The sequence below is a fragment of the Kitasatospora sp. NPDC018619 genome (genome assembly GCF_044391605.1).
Taxonomy (GTDB): Bacteria; Actinomycetota; Actinomycetes; order Streptomycetales; family Streptomycetaceae; genus Kitasatospora.
Genome location: NZ_JBISAI010000025.1, coordinates 46,994 through 67,441, shown reverse-complemented (window position 1 = coordinate 67,441; position 20,448 = coordinate 46,994). Strand labels below are relative to the sequence as shown.

Here is a 20,448-nt window from a genome sequence, read left to right as displayed (position 1 = left end):
GGCTCCTCACCGTTCGTCGTCGTCGGGGCGGCCGGAGGCGGCGGCTTCGAGTTCACTGAGCACCAGGTCCTCCACCAGGTCGGCCAGGGCGGCCACGGTGCGGGAGACCAGCACGTCGCGGGGGGTGAGCGCGATACCGAAGGCATCGTTGGCCCGGGAGGCGACCAGCAGGGCGCGCAGGGAGTCGCCGCCCAGCCGGAAGAAGTCGTCGGTGGCGCCGACGGCGGTGTGCAGGGCCTCGGCCCAGATCTGCGCCACCGCCTCCTCGGTGGGGGTGCGGGGCGCCACCCGCTCGGCCGGCCCGGCCTCCTCCGGTGCGGGGGCGGGCAGGGCGGCGCGGTCGGTCTTGCCGCTCGCGGTGAGCGGGAAGCGCTCCAGCACCGCGAAGGCGGAGGGGACCATGTGGCCGGGCAGCGAGCGGGCGGCCAGGGCGCGCAGTTCGGCGCCGGTCGGCGGTTCGGCGCCGGGGTCGGCCAGCAGGTGGGCGACCAGCCGGGGCAGCCCGGGCTCGTCCTCCCGGACGCTCACCACGGCGTCCCGCACGGCCGGGTGGCGGCAGAGCACGGCCTCCACCTCGCCGGCCTCGATCCGGTGGCCGCGCAGGGAGAGCTGGTGGTCGGTGCGGCCCAGGTAGTGCAGCTCGCCGTGGCGGTCGCGGCGCACGAGGTCCCCGGTGCGGTACATCCGGCCGCCGGGCGGGCCGTACGGGTCGGCGGTGAAGCGGGCGGCGGTCAGCCCGGGGCGGCCGAGGTAGCCGCGCGCCAGGGCCGGCCCGCTGAGCCACAGCTCGCCGCTCACGCCGTCGGGCACCGGCCGCAGCCGGCCGTCCAGGACGTAGGCGCCGGTGCCGGGCAGCCGGCGGCCGATCGGCGGGGCGGCGCCGTCCGGGGCCAGCGGGGCGGACCACAGGGCGACCACGGTGGCCTCGGTGGGGCCGTAGGAGTTGACCATCCGGTGGTGCGGGGCCCAGCGGGCGACCAGGTCGGCGCTACAGGCCTCGGCGCCCACGATCAGGGTCTTCAGGGCGGGCAGGGTGCCGGGGGTGTCGGCGGGCAGGGTGGCCAGGGCGGCGGGCGGCAGCAGGGTGTGGGTGATCCGCTCGGCCCGGAGCAGCCCGGCGAGCCGGTCGCCGAGCAGCGGTCCGGGCTCGGGCACCACCAGCCGGGCGCCGTGCGGCAGGGCCAGGCACAGTTCGAGCACCGAGGCGTCGAAGCTGGGGGTGGCGAAGGCCAGCACCCGGTCCCCCGGGGCCGCCCGGTAGTGCTCGGCCTCGGCGGCGGCGAAGTCCGCGAGCCCGCGGTGGGTGACGACGACGCCCTTGGGGGTGCCGGTGGAGCCGGAGGTGAAGACGACGTAGGCGGGGTCGTCCGGGTCGAGCGGGCGGGTGCGGTCGGCGTCGGTGGGCCGGTGGCCGGGGGCGCCGGCCGGGTCGGCGGCCAGCAGCTCGGCGACCTCCTTGGCGTCCAGGGCGAGCGCGGGCGCGGCGTCGCGCAGCATCGCGGTGATCCGCTCCTCGGGGTAGTGCGGGTCGACGGGCAGGAAGGCGGCGCCGGTCTTGGCCACGGCCAGTTCGGCGAGCACCGTGTCCGCGGAGCGGGGCAGCAGCAGGGCGACGGTCTCCCCGGGGCCGGCGCCGCGGGCGATCAGCCGGTGGGCCAGCCGGTTGGCGTGCTCCTCGGCCTGCGCGAAGGTGAGTTCGAGTCCGGCCGCGCTCAACGCGACGGCCTGCGGCCACCGGTCGGCGGCCGCCTCGACCAGGGCGGGCAGGGTGGCCGGGGGCAGCGGGCCGCGCGGCGGGCGGGCGGGGCCGTGCAGCAGCCGCTCGCGTTCGCCGGGCGGCAGCAGGTCGAGGTCGTCCAGCGGCGTGCCGCCGTCCGCGTCGGCCAGCACGGCCAGGGTGTGCAGCAGTTGGTCGGCGAGGCGCTCGGCGCTGCGCGCGTCGAGGTAGCGCGGGTCGTGGCCGAGTTCCACGGCGAGCCGCTCGCCGGGCGAGACGACCACGGTGAGCGGGTAGTTGGTGGCCTCCCGGGCGTCCAGTTCGCGCAGCAGCAGGCCGTGGGCGCCCGCCGTGGCGTCGCCGACCGGGTAGTTCTCGAAGACGACCAGGCTGTCGAACAGCCCGGTGCCGGCCGGCACGCCGCTCAGTTCGCGCATCCGGGCCAGCGGCAGGTGGTCGAAGCGGCGGTCCTCGGCCTGCTCCTCCTGGAGGGCGCGCAGCCACTCGGCGCAGGGCCGCCGGCCGTCCACGGCGACCCGGGTGGGCAGGGTGGTGATGAACAGGCCGACGATGGCGTCGGCGCCGGCCAGGTCGGCGGGCCGTCCGGAGACGGTGGTGCCGAAGCAGACCCGCCGCTGCCCGCTCCAGCGCGACAGCAGCAGCGCCCAGGCGCCCTGCACCACGGTGTTGAGGGTGAGCCGGTGGCGGCGGGCGAACTCCTGGAGCCGCGCGGTGCGGGCCTCGTCCAGCCGGTGCGAGAGCCAGTCGCCGGAGCGGGCCGTCCCGCCCGGGCCGGGCCGGCGGTCGTAGGGCAGCGCCGTGGGGGCGGTGAGGTCGGCCAGCACGGTGCGCCAGTGCTCGACGGCGGCGGCCGTGTCGCGCTGCGCGAGCCAGCCGACGTAGTCCGCGAAGGGGCGGCGCCCGGGCAGCTGCGGCCGCTCGCCGCGGGCCAGGGCGGCGTGCGCGGCCAGCACGTCCGCGAGGACGTGGAAGACGCTCCAGCCGTCCAGCAGCACGTGGTGGAAGGCCCAGACCACGCGGACCGCGTCCGGGCCGAGCCGGATCAGGTCGAGGCGCAGCAGCGGGGCCCGGTCCAGGGCGATCGGGTCCGCCCCGCGCCCGGCGAGCAGGTCCTCCAGCGCCTCCCGCCGGCGGTCCTCGGCCAGCCCGCTCCAGTCGTGCTCGACCACGGGGAGGACCGCCTCGCGGTGCACCACCTGGAGCGGTACCGGGACGTCGCGCAGCACCACCGAGGTCCGCAGCACCGGGGTGTGGTCCACGACGTGCTGCCAGGCGGCGGCCAGCAGGCCCGGGTCGCGGGCGCCGTCCAGGACGAAGGTGATCCGCTCGACGTACAGGCCGTGTTCGGCGCCGTCCAGGCCGTGCACCACCATGCCGGTCTGGGTGGGGGTGAGCGGCTGGATCTCCGTCACCTCCCGTCCGGTGCCGGCGATCCGGTCGACGCCGGCCTGGTCCAGGCCGGCCAGCGGGAAGTCCGAGGGGGTGCGCCCGCCGGCGCCGGGCCCGGCGCAGTGGCGGACGATCTCCCGCAGCTCGTCCAGCAGTTCGGCGGCGAGCCGGGCGACCGTCGCGCCGTGGTGCACCTCGCGGGAGTAGGACCAGGTGAAGGAGAGCCGGCCCTCGGAGACCGCGCCGAGCACGTCCAGCAGGTGGGGGCGGCGGGCGGTGCGGTCCATGCCGCCGCTGAGCGGGCCGGCCGGCGCGTGCAGCAGGCCGCCGGGGGTGGCGGTCCGATCCTGCCGGCCCAGGTAGTTGAAGCCGATCTGCGGCAGCGCGAGGCCCGGCTCGGGCCTGAGGTGGCGCAGCGCGCCGTGGCCGAGGCCGCCGCCGGGCACGGCCCGCAGGCCCTCCTTGACGGCCTTCAGGGCGGTGCCGGTGTCCGCCTCGCGGGGCACCTCCAGGGCGACGGGGTACATCGTGGTGAACCAGCCGACGGTGCGGGACAGGTCGACGCCCTCGAAGGCCTCCTCGCGGCCGTGGCCCTCCAGGGCGACCAGTACCCGGTCGCGTCCGGTCCAGCGGGCCAGCACCCGGCCGAGGGCGCAGAGCAGGACGTCGTTGACCTGCGTGCGGTAGGCCTCCGGGACGTCCTGGAGCAGGCTGCGGGTGTCCTCGGCGCCGAGGGCGAAGGTCAGCGACTCCTCGCTCTCGGCGGTGTTGGCGCCCTCCCGGTCCACCGGCAGGCCTTCGTCCACCAGGCCCTGCCAGTAGGGCAGTTCGGCGTCGAAGCCGCCGGCCGCGGTGTGCTCGGCGAGCCGTTCGGCCCAGGTCCGGAAGGCGGTGCCGCGCGGGCCGAGGTCGGGCTGTTCGCCCGCGGCGAGCGCGCGGTGGGCGCGCTCCAGGTCCTCCAGCAGGATCCGCCAGGAGACCGCGTCGACGACCAGGTGGTGGGCGGCCAGCAGCAGCACCGGCCGCGGGTCGCCGGGGAAGTGGCAGAGCGCGGCGCGCAGCAGCGGTCCGGCGGCGAGGTCGAAGCCCTCGGCGAGGCGCTCGCCGAGCTCGCGCAGGACGGCCTCCCGCTCCTCGCCCTCGGCGGCCCGGTGGACGCGCAGGTCGGGGGCCTCGCCGGGGGCGGTGCCGTGCTGGCGCCACCGGCCGTCGGGGAGCCGTTCGTAGCGCAGCCGCAGCGCGTCGTGGTGGTCCAGGACGGCGGCCAGGGCGGCCCGCAGGTGGCCCTGGCCGGTGCCGGGGGCGAGGGTGAAGGAGACGGACTGGGTGAGCTGCGCCGGGTCGCCGTCGAGGGTGTCGAACAGCCAGTGCTGGACGGGGGTGAGCGGGGCGTCGCCGACCACCGCGCCCTCGTCGGCGGCGGCCTCGGGGCGCGGCGCCCGCTCGGCGGCGCGGGCGAGCTCGGCGAGGGTCCGGTGGGCGAACAGGTGCCGGGGGGTCAGGGCGAGGCCGGCCCGGCGGGCGGCGGAGACGACCTGGATGCCGAGGATGGAGTCCCCGCCGAGGGCGAAGTAGTTGTCGTCCGCGCTCACCTCGGGCACCCCGAGCACCTCGCGCCAGATCGCGGCGAGGGCGCGCTCGGCGCCGGTGCCGGGGGGCCGCCCGCTCCCGGTGCCGCCGGCGGCCGGGCCGGGGACGGGCAGGGCGCGCCGGTCCAGCTTGCCGGTGGCGCCGAGCGGCAGCCGCTCCAGCGGCACCACCTGGGCGGGCACCAGGTGGTCGGGCAGGGTGCGGCCGAGGAACTCCCGCCATCCGGCCGGGTCGGGCAGGGCCGCCGTGCCGCGCGGCACCGCGTAGCCGACCAGCCGCTTGTGGCCGTCCTGGTCGACCACCCGGGCGGCGGCCGCGAGCACCCCGGGGTGGCGGGCCAGCGCGGCCTCGACCTCGCCGAGTTCGATCCGGAAGCCGCGCACCTTGACCTGGTCGTCGGCGCGGCCGAGGTAGTCGAGCCCGCCGTCGGCGCCCCAGCGCACCCGGTCCCCGGTGCGGTACATCCGGCTGCCGGGCGGGCCGTACGGGTCGGGCAGGAAGCGGGCGGCGGTCAGGCCGGGGCGGCGCAGGTAGCCGCGGGCCACGCCGGTGCCGGCCAGGTACAGCTCGCCCGGCGCGCCGACGGGCACCGGGCGCAGCCGCCCGTCCAGGACGTAGGCCCGGACGCCGCCGACCGGGCGGCCGATCGGCGGGTCGCGGTCCGGGTCGGCGGGGTCGCAGGTGTGGGCGGTGGCGTAGACGGTGGCCTCGGTGGGCCCGTAGACGTTCAGCACCCGGCAGCCGGGGACGGCCTCCCGCACCAGGCGCACGGTCCGGGCGGGCAGTCCTTCGCCGGCCAGCACCACGGTGTCCGCGGCCAGGCGCAGGGCGCCGTCGGCGAGCAGCCCGCCGAGGGCCGAGGGCACCGCGCTGAGCAGGCCGGCCCGCGCGCCGGGCCGCTCGGCCAGCTCCAGCAGGTCCCGCAGGAGCTCCACCAGGCCGCCGGAGAGCAGCGGCGCGAGGATCTCGAACACCGACACGTCGAAGTTCAGCGAGGTGGCGGCGAGCACGTGGGCGAGGCCCCGGTCGCCGAACTCGGCGGCGGCCCAGTCGGTCAGGGCGAGCACCGCGGCGTGGGCGACCACGACGCCCTTGGGCCGGCCGGTGGAGCCGGAGGTGTGGATGACGTACGCGGGGTGCTCCGGCAGCAGGGCGCCGTGCCGCTCCTCGTCGCGCACGGCCCCGGCAGGGGCGGCGGCCGACCGTTCCCGGCAGGCCGGGTCGTCCAGCACGATCCGGGCGTACGGGCCCTCGGGCAGGCGCCCCGCGGTGGCGGCGGCGGTGACCACGGCGTGGGGCCGGACGTCCTCGAAGAGGTAGGCGATCCGTTCGGCCGGGTGGCCGGGGTCGACGGGCAGGTAGCCGGCGCCGCTCTTGAGCACCGCGAGCAGCGCCACGACGAGGTCGACGGTGCGGGGCAGGGCGAGCGCCACGAAACGCTCGGGCCCGGCCCCGGCCGCGATCAGCAGCCGGGCCAGCCGGTCGGAGCGCTCGTCGAGCTCCCGGTAGCTCAATTGCTCGCCGCCGGAGCGGACCGCCGGGGCGTCGGGGGTGCGGGCGGCCTGCCGGGCGAAGGCCTCGGGCAGGGTGCGCGGGGGCGCCTCGGACGGGGGCGCCTCGGGCAGGGTGCGCCGGGGCGCCTCGGGCACCTCCCCGCCGAGGCGGGCCAGCAGCGCCCGCCCCTCGGCCGGGTCCAGCAGCGGCAGGTCGCCGGCCGGGCGGTCGAGGCCGTCCGCCATCCCGGCGAGCAGGGTGCGCAGGCTCTCCCCGAGCCGTTCCACGGTGGCGGCGTCGAAGGCGGCCGGGTCGTGGTCCAGGCCGATCTCGATCGACTCGCCGGGCGCCACGACCACGCTGAGCGGGTAGCTGGTCGGCTCCAGCACCTGCTCGGTCTCCAGGCCCAGGCCGTGCCGGGTCAGCGCTCCGGCGTCGAAGGGGTAGTTCTCGAAGACCACGATGCTGTCGAACAGGGCGGTGCCGCCGGGCAGTTCGCTCCAGCCCTGGAGCTGGGCGAGCGAGACGGCGTCGTGCCGCCGGGCCTCGGACTGGTGGTCCTGGACCTCGCGCAGCAGCTCCAGCACCGGGCGGCGCGGGTCGATCCGCACCCGGGTGGGCAGGGCGTTGATGAACAGCCCCACCATCGAGGTGACGCCGGGCAGGTCGGCGGGCCGGCCGGAGACGATGGTGCCGAACACCACGTCGTCCCCGCCGCCGTAGCGGGAGAGCAGCAGCGCCCAGGCGCCCTGGAGCACGGTGTTGACGGTCAGCCCGGCCCGCCGGGCGGCCTCGCGCAGCCGCTCGGACAGCGCGGGGCCGAGGGCGACGCGCACCGAGGCCGAGGAGGAGGCGCGGTGGGCCCCGGCGGGGCGGCGGTCCCGGGGCAGCTCGGTGGGGGCGGGGAAGCCGGCCAGGGTCGCGCGCCAGTAGCGCTCGACCTCGGCCCGGTCCTGGCCGGCCAGCCAGCGCAGGTAGTCGGCGTAGGGCGCGCGCTCGACCGGGGCGGGCGTACGGCCCGCGGCCAGCGCGGCGTAGCGCTCGCACACCTCGTCGAAGACCTGGGCGGCGCTCCAGCCGTCGAGCAGCACGTGGTGGAAGGTCCACACCACCCGGACGCGCTCCGGTGCCAGCCGGATCAGGGCCAGCCGCATCAGCGGGGCCCCGGCCAGGTCGATGCCGGCCGCGCGGTCCTCGGCGAGCAGCCGGGCGGTGTCCCGGGCGACCTGCTCGGCGGGGCGGGTGCTCCAGTCGTGGTGGACCACCGGGACGACGGCCCGGTGCTGGACGACCTGGAGCGGCTCGGCGCCGTCCTGCCAGCTGAGCCGGGTGCGCAGGACGGGGTTGGCGTCGGCGGTCTGCTGCCAGGCCTCGGCCAGCGCATGCGGGTCGCTGACGCCGGTGAGCACCAGCTGGACCTGGTTGACGTAGGTGTCGCCCGCCGGGTCGAGCAGGCTGTGGAAGAGCATCCCGGCCTGCATCGGCGTCAGCGGGAGGATGTCGGCGACGCCGCGGCCGTCCCCGGCGATCCGGTCCACCGCCGCCTGGTCGAGCCGGGCGAGCGGGAAGTCGGCGGGGGTGCGGCCGCCGGCGCCGGGCTCGGCGCAGTGGGCGACGATCGCCTCCAGGGCGCCCAGCACGGCCTCGGCGAGCCGGGTGACGGTCCCGGTGCGGTGCCGGGCGGCGCTGTGGTACCAGCTGATCGCCAGCTCGCCGTCCTCGACCCGGGCGACCACGTCCAGCAGGTGGGCCCGCTCGGTGCCGGGGGCCTGCGCGCCGCCGAGCCCGCCGGGGACGGCGCGGACGAGGGCGGCGCCGTCGGCGGACCAGTCGAAGCGGCCCAGGTAGTTGAAGGCGATGCCGGGGGCGGGCGCGCCGGCGAGCGCCGCGTCCCCGGCGAGGTGGCGCAGCGCGCCGTAGCCGAGGCCGCGGTCGGGCACCGCGCGCAGCTGCTCCTTGACGGCCTTCAGGGCGGTGCCCCAGTCCCCCGCCGGGACGGAGAGGGCGACGGGGTACAGCGCGGTGAACCAGCCGACCGTCCGGGACAGGTCGAGGCCCTCGAAGAGCCGGTCCTCGCGGCCGTGGCCCTCCAGGCCGACGGCGACGGTGCCGCGCCCGGTCCAGTCGGCGAGCACCCGGCCGAGTGCGGTGAGCAGCACGTCGTCGATGCGGGTGCGGTAGACGGCGGGGACCTCGCGCAGCAGGGCGTCGGTGCGGGCGCGGTCCAGCCGGACGGTCACCTCGCGCAGGTCGGCGGCGGTGTTGGCGCCCTCGCCGTCCACCGGCAGCGGCTCGGCGCAGGCCCGGGCGGCGGCCTCCCAGTGGGCGCGCTGCCCGTCGAAGCCGCCGGCCGCGGTGTGCTCGGCGAGGCGGCGGGCCCACTCCCGGACGGAGCTGGTGCGGGCGGGCAGCCGCAGCGGGCGGCCCTCGACGGCCTGCCGGTAGGCGGTCTCCAGGTCCTCCAGCAGCACCCGCCAGGAGACGCCGTCGACCACCAGGTGGTGGACGACCAGCAGCAGCCGGGCGGGGCGGCCGGCGTCCCCGGTGAAGAGCCGGGCGGCCAGCAGCGGGCCGCCGTCCAGCCGGAAGGAGGCGTGGGCGGCCGCGGTGACCGCCTCCTCCTCCCCGTGCCCGTGGAGCTCCAGCAGCTCCGGCGCGGCCTCCTCGGCAGGGGCGCACTCCTGCCGCCAGGCGCCGTCCTGCGAGCGGACGAAGCGGCAGCGCAGCGCGTCGTGGTGGGCCCACAGCGCGGCCAGGGCGCGGCGCAGCGCCCGCGGGTCGACGCCGGCCGGGGCCTCCACCACCAGGGACTGGTCGAACCGCGCGGCGTACGGCGGGTTCGGGTCGAGGAACCAGCGCTGGATCGGCGTCAGGCCGACCTCTCCGCTGACCGGTTCGGTGCCGGCGACGGTGACGGCGCGGCCGGCGGCCGCGGCCAGGGCGGCGACGGTGGGGTGCCGGAAGAGGTCGCGCGGGGAGAGCGCGAGTCCGGCGGCGCGGGCCCGGGAGACGACCTGGATGCTGAGGATGGAGTCGCCGCCGAGCAGGAAGAAGTCGTCGTCCGGGCCGACGTGTTCGACCCCGAGCAGCTCGGCCCAGATCGCGGCGAGCAGCCGCTCGCGCTCGGTGCCGGGGGCGCGGTGGGGGCGGTCGCCGCCCGTCGGCCGGTCGGGGGCGGGGAGCCGGCGGCGGTCCACCTTGCCGTTGGGGGTGAGCGGGAGTTCGGGCAGCGTGACGAAGGCCGCGGGCAGCATGTAGTCGGGCAGGCCGGCCGCCAGGTGGGCGCGCAGCTCGGCGGCGCCGGGCGCCGCGGCGCCCTCGGCCGGCACCAGGTGGGCGGCGAGCAGCGCGCGCCCGGCGTCCCGGTGCAGCGAGACCACGGCCTCGGCCACGGCCGGGTGGGCGGTGAGCCGGGCCTCGATCTCGGCGGGTTCGATCCGGAAGCCGCGGACCTTGATCTGGTCGTCGGCGCGGCCGACGAAGTGCAGTTCGCCGTCCTCGCTCCACCGCGCGGTGTCCCCGGTGCGGTACATCCGGTCGCCGGGCGGGCCGAACGGGTCGGCCAGGTAGCGGGCGGCGGTCTCGCCGGGGCGGCCGGCGTAGCCGCGCGCGAGGCCGGCCCCGGCGATGTACAGCTCCCCGGTGACGCCCGGCGGCTGCGGCTGGAGCGCGCCGTCCAGGACGTACACCCGGGTGTCGTCCAGCGGGCGGCCGATCGGCAGCACGGCGGGCAGCTCCTCGCCGTGGCGGAAGGCCCGGCGGGTGGCGAAGGTGGTGGTCTCGGTCGGCCCGTAGCCGTCGACGACGGTGAGGCCGGGGCAGGCCGCCAGGACCTTGCGGACGGCGGCGCCGGGCACCGCCTCGCCGCCGGTCCACACCTCGCGGGCGCCGCGCAGGCAGCCCGGGTCCTCCTGGGCGAGCAGCCGGAACAGCCCGGCGGTCAGCCACAGGCAGGTGACGCCCCGCTCGGTGACGGCGTGCCGCACGGCGGCGGCGTCCAGGTCCCCGGGCGGGGCGAGGACGGCGGTGCCGCCGCGCAGCAGCGGCACCCACAGCTCGTAGGTGGCGGCGTCGAAGGCGTGCGGGGAGTGCACCAGCACCCGGTCGTGGCCGGCGAAGGCGCGGTCCAGGGCCAGCGCGGCGACGTCCCGGCGGCGCACCGCGACGCCCTTGGGGGTGCCGGTGGAGCCCGAGGTGAACATCACGTACTGGACGTTGTCGGGGTGCGCGGCCACCGGCGGCGCCGGCGGCGCCCCGTCGGGCCGGTCCAGCCGCAGCACGTGCCCGGCCGGGCGCAGCTCCGCGGCCTCCGGCGCCCGATGGGCGTCGGTGAGCAGCAGTTCGGCGCCCGCTGCGGCCAGCATCCGGCGCAGCCGCTCGCGCGGTGCCCGGCCGTCCAGCGGCACGTAGACCGCGCCGGTGCGCACCAGCGCCAGCTGGGCGACGACCAGGTCGGCGGAGCGCTCCGCCAGCACCCCGACCGGCTGCTCCACCCGCACCCCGCGGGCGGCCAGCCGGCCGGCCAGCGCGGCCGCGCGGGCGTCGAGCTCGCGGTAGGTCAGGCGCTCGTCCCCGGCCTCCAGGGCGACGGCCCCGGGGGTGCGGCGCACCTGCGCGGCGAACAGTCCGGCGACGTCCTGCGCGGGCTGCCCGGTGGCGGTGGCGTTCCAGTCGACCAGGACGCGCCGGCGCTCCCGGGCGCTCAGCAGCGGCAGCCGGGCCGGCGGGCGGTGGGCGCCGCCGGGCAGGCCGGTGAGCACCGCGGTGAGCTGCCCGGCCAGCCGCCGCACGGTGGACTCGTCGAACAGCCGCGGGTCGTAGCAGAGCCGCAGGGACAGCTCCGGGCCGGGGTAGGCGATCAGGGCGAGCGGGTAGTTGGTGGTCTCGATCCCGTCGAGGTCGCGCAGCCGCAGGCCGTGGGCCTCGGCGGCGTCGGCGTCCACCGGGTAGTTCTCGAAGACCACCAGGCTGTCGAACAGCCCGGCCTGCTCGGGCAGTCCGGTGCCGGCCCGCATCCGGGCGAGCGGGACGAAGCCGTGCCGCCGGTCCTCGGCCTGCCGGTCCTGGAGGTCGCGCAGCCAGTCCACGACGGTGCCGTGGTCCGGCACGGCCGTGCGGGTCGGCAGGGTGGTGATGAACAGGCCGGTCATCGCCTCGACGCCGGGCAGCTCGGGCGGCCGCCCGGAGGAGGTGGTGCCGAAGACCACCTCCTCCCGCCCGGCCTGGCGGCCCAGCAGCACCGCCCAGGCGCCCTGGACGAGGGTGTTGAGGGTCAGTCCGCGGCCGCGGGCGAGGTCCTCCAGCGCCCTGGTCGCGGCGGCGGGCAGGGTGAAGGGCACGGCCCGGGTGGACTCGGCGCGGTGGCTGGCCACCGGCTCGCGGTCGTACGGCAGCGGCGTCGCCTCGGCCAGCCCGGCCAGCCGGGTGCGCCAGTGCCGCTCGGCCCCGGCGTGGTCGCGCCCGGCCAGCCAGGCCAGGTAGTCGCGGTAGGGCCGGCGCTCCGGCACGGTGCCGTACGGGACCTCGCCGCGCGCTCCGGGGGCGGCCAGGGCGGCGTGCACCGCGAAGACGTCGGAGAGCACCTGGAACAGGCTCCAGCCGTCCAGCACCAGGTGGTGGAAGGACCACAGCACCCGCACCCGGTCCTCCGGGAGCCGGACCAGCAGCAGCCGTTGCAGCGGGGCCGCGGCGAGGTCCAGGCCGCGGGCGCGGTCGCGGTCCAGCAGCTCGGCCAGCCGGTCGCGGCGCTCCCGCTCGGGCAGCGCGCGCCAGTCCAGGTGGGTGACCGGCACGGCCGCCCGGCGGTGCACCACCAGCAGCGGCTCGGGCACCTGCTGCCAGTGGACGCGGGCGCGCAGCACGGCGGTGCGGTCGGTGACCCACTGCCAGGCCTCGGCCAGGCGCGCCGGGTCGGCCACCCCCTCCAGCACGAAGTCCAGCTGCTGGAAGTAGGCGCCGCTGTCCTCCTCGGCGAGACCGTGGAAGAGCATGCCGGACTGGGTCGCGGTGAGCGGCAGGACATCCTCGACGCCGCCCGGGTCGGCGCCGGTGACGAGGTCCACCGCGGCCTGGTCGAGCCGGGCGAGCGGGAAGTCGGACGGGGTGCGCCCGGCGGCGCCGGGGGCGGCCGCGTGCCGGGCGAGGTCGGCCAGCTCCGCGGCGAAGCGCCGGGCCAGCGCCTCGACGGTGGCGGCGCGGTGGACGGCGGTGGAGTGGAACCAGGTGAACTCCAGCGCGTCGCCGTCCAGGCGGCCGACCACCTCCAGCGGGTGGGGGCGCTCGACGGCCGGGTCGGCGTCCAGCTCCAGCGGCCGGAAGGTGCCGCGGAACAGCCCGTCCCCGCCGTCCGGCAGGTCGATGCGGCCCAGGTAGTTGAAGCCGATCCGGGCGGGCGGTGCCTCGGGCGCCGTCCCGGGGCGCCCGAGGTGGCGCAGCGCCTCGAAGCCGAGGCCGCGCCGGGGGACGGCCCGCAGCTGCTCCTTGACCTGCTTGAGGACGGTGTCCCAGCCGGCTCCGGCGGGGACGGCCAGGGCGACGGGGTGGCGGGTGGTGAACCAGCCGACGGTGCGGCCGAGGTCGAGGTCGGGGAAGAGCTCCTCGCGCCCGTGGCCCTCGACGTCCACCACGACCCGGTCCCGGCCGCCCTCCGCGCACAGCGCCCGGCCGAGCGCGGCGAGCAGGACGTCGTTGGCCTGGGTGCGGTAGGTGTCGGGCAGGGTGCGCAGCAGGGCGGCGGTGTCGGCGGCGCTCAGCCGGACGGTGACGGAGCGTTCGGTGGCGTAGGTGTCGGGGCCGTCCAGCTCGGCCGGGAAGGCCTCGGCGGGCTCCGCGGGCAGGGCCCGCGCCCAGTACGGCGCCTCGTCCTCGAAGCCGCCCGCGGCGGCGAAGGCGCTCAGCCGCCCGGCCCAGGCGCGCAGCGGCGAGGACTTCGGGGGCAGGGCGGCCGCGCCGTCCCGGCCCTCGCGGCGGGCCCGGTAGGCGGTGTCCAGGTCCTCCAGCAGCACCCGCCAGGAGACGCCGTCGACCACAAGGTGGTGGGCGGCCAGGTGCAGCACCGGGGGCCGGCCGCCGGCGCGCTCGTGCAGCACGGCGCGCAGCAGCGGGCCCCCGCCGGCCAGGTCGTACGGGCCGAAGTGCGGGCTGTCCTCGTCGGGGCCGGTGTGCCGGGCCAGGGTGAGGCGGCCCGTCGGCTCCTGGATCCGCCACCGCGCGGCGCCGCCGCCACCGGGGGCGGTGAAGGCGGAGCGCAGCGCGTCGTGGTGGTCGACCAGGTCGTTCAGGGCCAGCTCCAGGGCCGCCCGGTCGAGGTCGGCGGGCAGCAGCAGGGAGAGCGCCTGGTTGAAGTGGCCGGCCCGCGCGGCGGCCCGCTCCAGCCACCAGCGCTGGATCGGGGTGGGCACCGCATCCCCGGTGGCGCCCACCGGGGCGGCGGGCGCGGCGGGCGCCCCGGCGTCCCCGGCGTCCTCGGCGGCCAGGGCGAGCGCGGCGACGGTCTGGTGGCGGTAGAGGTCCCGGGAGGTCACCGCGAGCCCGGCGTGCCGGGCGCGGGCCACCACCTGGATGCCGAGGATGGAGTCGCCGCCGAGGTCGAAGAAGTTGTCGTCGGCGCCGACCCGCTCCACGCGCAGCACCTCGGCCCAGATCCCGGCGAGCACGCGTTCGGCGGGCGTGCGGGGGGCGACGTGGCGGGCGGCCGACGCGGCCGGGCCCGGGTCGGGCAGCCGGCCCCGGTCGAGCGTGCCGTCCGGGCGCAGCGGCAGGGCGGCCAGCGGCACCACGACGGCGGGGACGAGGTGGTCGGGCAGGGTCAGGGCGAGGGTGCGGCGCAGCGCCTCGGGCTCGATCCGGCCGCCGGGGACGGGCACCGCGTAGCCGACCAGCCGGCGCGGGTGCCCGGTGCGGACGGCGGCGGCCCCGGCCACGCCCGGGCAGCGGCGCAGCGCCTCGGCGGCCTCCTCCGGGTCGCCCCCGCGGCCGCCCGGCCGGGCCCACTGCTCGACCCGGCCGAGGCGCTCCAGCCGGCCGTCGGCGGTGCGCCGCACCAGCTCCCCGGTGCGGTGCATCCGCTCCCCCGGCGCGCCGTACGGGTCGGGGACGGAGCCCTCGTCGCCCTCCCCCGGGAGGTACAGCTCGCCGGGCACGCCGTCGGGCTGGGGGCGCAGCCCGCGGTCCAGGACGTACCCCTGGCGACCGGCCGCCGCCCGCCAGGAGCCGACCAGCGCGCGCTGCTCCTCCTCGGGGATCATCGGCAGCTCGGCGAGGGTGCGCCGCGGCCCGTCCGCCATCGCGGCGAGCAGCCGGTGCAGGCGCTCCGCCAGCGCGGCCGCCGTCCGGTGGTCGAACAGGGCGGTGTCGTACTCCACCGTCAGGGTGCAGCCGCCGTCGGCCTCGGGGGTGAACTCCAGCACCAGGTCGAAGCGGGCGGCCGGGCGGGGCAGCGGGTGGTCGGCGAAGCGCAGGCCGGCGGCGGGCGCCGGGACGGCGGGGGTCTGCTGGACGACGACGACCTGGACCAGCGGGGTGCGGCCGGGGTCGCGGGGCGGGGCGAGTTCCTCGACCACCCGGTCGAAGGGCACCTCGGCGTGGGCGAAGGCGTCCAGCAGGGTGGTGCGCATGCTCTCCACGAAGCGGTCGACGGTGGCCTCCTCGTCCACGTCGCCGCGCAGCACCACGGTGTTGACGAAGAAGCCGGCCACGTCCTCCAGTTCGCGCCGGGCGCGCCCGTCGGTGACGGTGCCGAGGACGACGTCGCGCTGGCCGCTGTGGCGCGAGAGCAGCAGCGCGCACGCCCCGGCGTACAGGGTGAACGCGGTGGTGCCGCGGCCCGCGGCGAGGTGGCGCAGCCGCTCGACCAGGTCGGCCGGGAGGCGGTGGCGGTGCGCCGCGCCGCGGCCGGCGCGCTGCTCGGGCCGGGGGCGGTCGGTGGGCAGCCGCAGGGTCGGCAGGTCCGCGAGGGTGCGCTTCCAGTAGGCGAGGTCGGCCGTGTGGTCGGCCGGGCGGTGCTGCTCCCAGTGGGCGTAGTCGGGGTACTGGAGCGCGGGGGCGGGCAGGGCGGCCGGTGTGCCGTCGGCCTCGGCCCGGTAGAGCTCGGCCAGCTCGCGGGTGAGGACGCCCACCGAGCGGCCGTCGGTGACGATGTGGTGCTGCGCCAGCAGCAGCAGGTGCTCCCGCTCGGCCAGCCGGAGCAGCAGCAGCCGGGAGAGCGGGCCCCGGGCCAGGTCGTAGGGCCGGGCCAGCTCCTCGGCGAGCAGGCGCTCGGCGGCCGCGGCGCGCTCCCCGGCGGGCAGGGCGCCCAGGTCCCGGGTGCGCAGCGGCAGTTCGGCCCGCTCGGCGACGCGCTGCACCGGCTGTCCGTCGAGGGTGTGGACGGTGGTGCGCAGCGCGTCGTGGCGGGCGGTGAGGCGCCGCAGGGCCCGGTCCAGGGCGTCCCGGTCGAGGGCGCCGTCCAGCCGCAGGGCGGCGCCGGTGTGGTTGCCGGCGCTGCCGCCGGCGAGGTCGTCCAGGAACCAGAGCCGGCGCTGGGCGGAGGAGAGCGGCAGCGGCCCGCCGCGCGGGGCGGGCGGGATCGGCGCGTCCGGCGCGGCGGCGGCCGGCTGGTCGAGCAGCGGGGCGAGGGCGGCGACGGTGCGGGCGGTGAAGACGTCCCGCAGGGTGAGCCGCGCGCCCAGCCGTTCGCGGATGCGGGTGAGGGTGCGGGCGGCGAGGACGGAGTCGCCGCCGAGGTCGAAGAAGTCGTCCTCCGGGCCCACCTCGTCGAGTCCGAGGACCTCGGCCCAGACGGCGGCCAGGGTGCGCTCGGCCCCGGTGCGCGGGGCGGGGCGGCCGGTGGCGGCCTGCCGGGCGGGCGCGGGCAGCGCCCGCTGGTCGATCTTGAGCTGCGGGGTGAGCGGGAAGGCCGGCAGCACGACGACGGCGGCGGGCACCAGGTGGGCGGGCAGCGCGGCGGCCAGGGCGGTGCGCAGCACGGCCGGGTCCGGGGCGCGGTCCGGGTCGGCGGGGGTCGCGTAGCCGACCAGCCGGGGGTGGCCCGGCTCGTCCTCGCGGACCGCCACCACGGCTTGGTCGACGGCGGGGTGGGCGCGCAGCGCGGCCTCGATCTCGCCCGGTTCGATCCGGAAGCCGCGGACCTTGACCTGCCGGTCGAGCCGGCCGAGGTACTCCAGCTGCCCGGCGGCGTCGACCCGGGCGCGGTCGCCGGTGCGGTAGAGCCGGGCGCCGGGCGGGCCGAAGGGGTCGGGGACGAAGCGGGCGGCGGTCAGCCCGGGGCGGCCCAGGTAGCCGCGGGCGACGCCCTCGCCGCCGAGGTACAGCTCGCCGGCGGTGCCGGGCGGCTGGGGCCGCAGGTGCTCGTCGAGCACGTGGGCGCGGGCGTGCGGCAGGGCGGCGCCGATGCCGGGCGCGCCGGTGCCGGCGGTGAGCGGGCCGGTCCAGGTGGCGACGATGGTGGCCTCGGTCGGGCCGTAGGAGTTGACCATGCGCCGGCCGGGCGCCCAGCGGTCGACCAGCTCGGCGGAGCAGGCCTCGGCCCCGACGATCAGGGTGCGCAGGTGGCGGCCCGCTCCGGCGGGGACGGTGGCCAGCGCGGCGGGCGGGATCAGGGTGTGGGTGATCCGGTGCTCGTCCAGGACGGCGGCGAGCTCCTCGCCCAGCCAGGGGCCGTGCGGGGGGACGACCAGGGTGGCGCCGGTGAGGACGGAGACGAACAGCTCCAGCACGGAGGCGTCGAAGCTGGGCGAGGAGAACTGGAGCACCCGGTCCCCTGGGCCGACGGCGTACCGGTCGGCCGCCGCCGCGGTGAAGCCGGCGATCCCCCGGTGGGTGACGACCACGCCCTTGGGCGTGCCGGTGGAGCCCGAGGTGTAGATCACGTACGCCGGGTGGTCGGGGCCGGCGGCGGCCGGGGCGTCCCGGTCGTCCGCCGCGCCGGGCCGGTCCGTCTCCAGGGCCTCGGCGAGGGCCGCCGGGTCGTCCAGGACGACCGCGGGGGCGGCGTCGGCGAGCATCAGGGCGCGCCGCTCGGCGGGGTAGGCCGGGTCGACGGGCAGGAAGGCGGCGCCGGCCCGGGCGACGGCGAGTTCCGCGGCGACCAGCTCCATGGAGCGCGGCAGGACCAGCGCCACCGTCCGCTCCGGCCCGGCCCCGCGCCGGCGCAGGTGGGGGGCCAGCCGCTCGACGCGCTGCGCCAGGTCGCGGTAGCTCCAGCTGCGCCGCCCGTCGGTCAGCGCGGGCGCGTGCGGGGTGCGGGCCGCCTGGTCGGCGAACAGGGCGTCCAGGCTCCGGGGCGTCCCGCGGGTGCCGCCGGCGGCCGGCGGCGGGGCGGACGGGGACACGGGCTGGGCAGGCCGGTCGGCCATGGCGGAAGGTCCTTCCGATGGGGGCGGCGACGAGGGCGCCGGGGCAGGCGGTGGCCGCCCTCGGGCCGGGGGAACGGTGCGGCGGCGGTGCGGGGAGGCGGCAGTACGGGGAGGCGGGGCGGGCGGCGGTACGGGGCAGGGCGGGCGGCGGTACGCCGGGCCGGAGGGCGGTCAGCCGCCCGCCCGGCGGGCGGTGCGCCCGGAGACCTGCACCCGGTCGATCCGGCCGGTGGCCGGGTCCCGGTGGAAGCGCCCGCCGGGCTCGGGGCGGCCGGTGTCGGGGGCGATCAGGTCGTAGGAGAGGTCGGCGTAGCAGCGCAGCGGGATCGGCAGGTCGCCGTCGACCGAGAGGGTGGCCGGTCCGGCGCCGGGCGGTTCGACCCGGTAGCGGACCGAGCCGTTGCGGTAGTCGCCCGCGCACCGGGCCAGCGTCGCCGGTCCGGCGAGCAGCGCGGGGCCGCCCGCCGCCACCGGCTCGATCGCCGCGGGTATCCGCAGCCCGGCCAGCTCCTCCAGTTCGGCCGCGAGGTCGCGCCACAGGGCGGTGGCCGAGCCGGCGTTGCCGGTGAAGGCGACCACCACGCCGCTGTCCGGGTCGGCCCGCAGGTGGCAGGAGGTGCCCATGGCGTTGCCGTCGTGGCCGCACCAGAGCCGGCCGTCCCGCCGGTGGAGCGCGACGCCGGCGCCCCAGCCGTCGGCGAGCGCGCCCGGCCGGGCGCCGGGCTCCGGGCGGCGCATCCGCGCGGCGGCCTCGGGGGGCAGCGCCTTGGCCCGGCCGACCAGGGCGGCGCCGAGCGCGGCGAGGTCGGCGGCGCCGGCCAGCAGGGCGCCGGCCGGGGCCTCCAGCGGGGCCAGGTTCTGCCGCACGGCCCGGGGCCGGCCGGTCGCCGCGTTGAGCGCGTGCCCGCTGGCGACGGGCCGCCCGGGCGCGGTCGTGCCGACGAACACCGCCCGGGTGCCGAAGGGTTCGAGCAGCAGGGTGCGCACCGCCTCGTGCCAGGGCATCCCGGTGACGGCCTCGACCAGGCGTCCGGCGGCGACGTAGCCGGCGTTGGAGTAGGAGAAGTCCGTGCCGGGCGGGAAGAGCGCGTCCCGGGCGGTGCACACCGCGGCCAGGTAGCGCGTCGCGGTGGTGCGGGCGGCGGTGTCGGAGTCCGGCCCGGTGGGCAGTCCGCCGGTGTGGCTCAGCAGATGACGAATCGTTACTTCAGGCAGCTCGCGGAGCTCCGGGAGGTGCTCGGCGGCCGGTTCGTCGAGGTCGAGGTCGCCGTCGTCGGCGAGCAGCACGACCAGGGCGGCGGTGTAGGGCTTGGTCAGCGAGCCCACCGGCACGGCGGTGTCCTCGGTGAACGGCTCCCCGGTGCCGGTGTCGGCCACCCCGGTGTGCAGGGCGACGGTCTCCGAGCCGGTGTCCAGCACGAGCTGGGCACCGGGCACCCGGTGGGCGCGGGCGAGTGCGTCGAGCCGGTGCTGCAGCTCGCCGCGCAGGAGGAGCGGCGACCGCTCGCGGGCGGGCGCCGGACTGGCGTACGGCATGACGGAAGCTCCCGTTGACTGGTTCTCGGGTGCGGGCGCGCCGGGCGCCCGCGGTGGATTCGCGGATCGGGGGTGCGGGGCGGTGGGAATTCCCGGCCGCCGGAACCGCCCGCTTCAGGACACGTGGGAACGGGGGAATCGGCCCGGGCCCGGTCGTGGGCGCGCGGTCGGTGCCGGGAACGGGAATCCCCGGACACCCGCGGCCGGGCGCCGATCCCGCCCTCGCGGAGCCGTTCCGGAGTCGCTCCGGCACGTCCTGACCGGGCCGTGCGAATGCGACCGGAAAATCCTTCCGCGCGATGAGCGGCGGACCGGTTCGCGGTGCACCGCGGACCGCGAATACCCTTACCCCGCCGGGACCTTCGAACAGAAAACCGTTCCCCGCCGACCGCCCGTTCTTCCGGCGCCCACCTGCGCAACGGCCTTACCCGGCATGTCCATCCCCCTTGTCGGCGATCCGTCCCCGCGCACGTCGCGCGGAACGCGCCGACACGGCCGAGGAGCCGCGCAATCCCTGTCGCCCCGAACGTCCGGACGACGAACGCGCAACAGTCTTCACGGCGGATCAGCCGCTCGCAACCCCATCCGATTGAACGGAAAGCGGCCCCGCCGGTAATCGGAACCCCAAAATCCCTGGTGCGCCTCCCGATCCCGCCCGGAACGCGCGAGAAGGGGCCCGAATTCTTTGGCTGAAAATATGAGGTTCAGATCTCACCAGCCACTCGAACAGCTATTCGTCAGATTATATGCGTTATTTCTTGGGCGCCTGTGACGGCTGTGCCGGAATGCGACAGGATCACGCGGTTGGGTCGGGAGTGGCGCCCCCCGGCCCCGGCAGCAGCGCCAGCGCCGCCTCGACCAGCACCGCGGGGGCCGGCCCGACGTCCAGCTCCGCGCCCCGCTCGTCCGCGCCGAGCGGTTCGAGCGCGTCCAGCTGCGAGCCGAGCAGCGACTGCGGCATGAAGTGCCCCCGCCGCCCGCCGATCCGTTCCGCCAGCAGCGCCCGGCTGCCCGTCAGGTGCAGGAAGAAGGCGTCCGGGCTGGCCTGCCGCAGGACGTCCCGGTAGCGCCGCTTCAGCGCCGAGCAGGTCACCACGCCCCCGCCGCCCGCCGCGTCCCGCTCCGCCAGCCACCGCCCGACGGCCCGCAGCCAGGGCAGCCGCCGCGCGTCGTCGAGCGGGACGCCCGCCGCCATCCGGGCGATGGAGTCCGGCCGGTGGAAGTCGTCCCCGTCCGCGAAGGGGACCGCCAGCCGCCGCGCGAGCAGCCGGGCCACCGTGGACTTGCCGGTGCCGGCCACCCCCATCACCACGACGCACGGGGTGCGGCCCCCGCCGCCCGGCACCG

3 protein-coding genes are annotated in these 20,448 nt (G+C 78.3%); all 3 read right to left on the bottom strand.

All coding sequences use genetic code 11. The features are described 5' to 3' along the window. Positions 1-6: 6 nt before the first annotated feature. On the bottom strand, positions 7-17,565 hold the full coding sequence (locus ACH5AR_RS29920; protein ID WP_396304658.1) for a non-ribosomal peptide synthase/polyketide synthase: 17,559 nt from the start codon (positions 17,563-17,565) through the stop codon (positions 7-9). 171 nt (positions 17,566-17,736) lie between these two features. Further along, positions 17,737-19,101: a serine hydrolase domain-containing protein gene (locus ACH5AR_RS29915; RefSeq protein WP_396304657.1), complete on the bottom strand. Its 1,365-nt coding sequence runs from the start codon at positions 19,099-19,101 to the stop codon at positions 17,737-17,739. Positions 19,102-19,897: 796 nt separating this feature from the next. Further along, positions 19,898-20,407 (bottom strand): gluconokinase, encoded by a 510-nt coding sequence (locus tag ACH5AR_RS29910; RefSeq protein ID WP_396304671.1) that lies wholly within the window; start codon positions 20,405-20,407, stop codon positions 19,898-19,900. Positions 20,408-20,448: the final 41 nt, after the last annotated feature.

Bases quoted from the DNA above. Each gene is read 5' to 3' on its own strand.
- ACH5AR_RS29920 (WP_396304658.1), bottom strand. From the start codon at position 17,565: ATGGCCGACCGGCCTGCCCAGCCCGTGTCCCCGTCCGCCCCGCCGCCG.
- ACH5AR_RS29915 (WP_396304657.1), bottom strand. From the start codon at position 19,101: ATGCCGTACGCCAGTCCGGCGCCCGCCCGCGAGCGGTCGCCGCTCCTC.
- ACH5AR_RS29910 (WP_396304671.1), bottom strand. From the start codon at position 20,407: ATGGGGGTGGCCGGCACCGGCAAGTCCACGGTGGCCCGGCTGCTCGCG.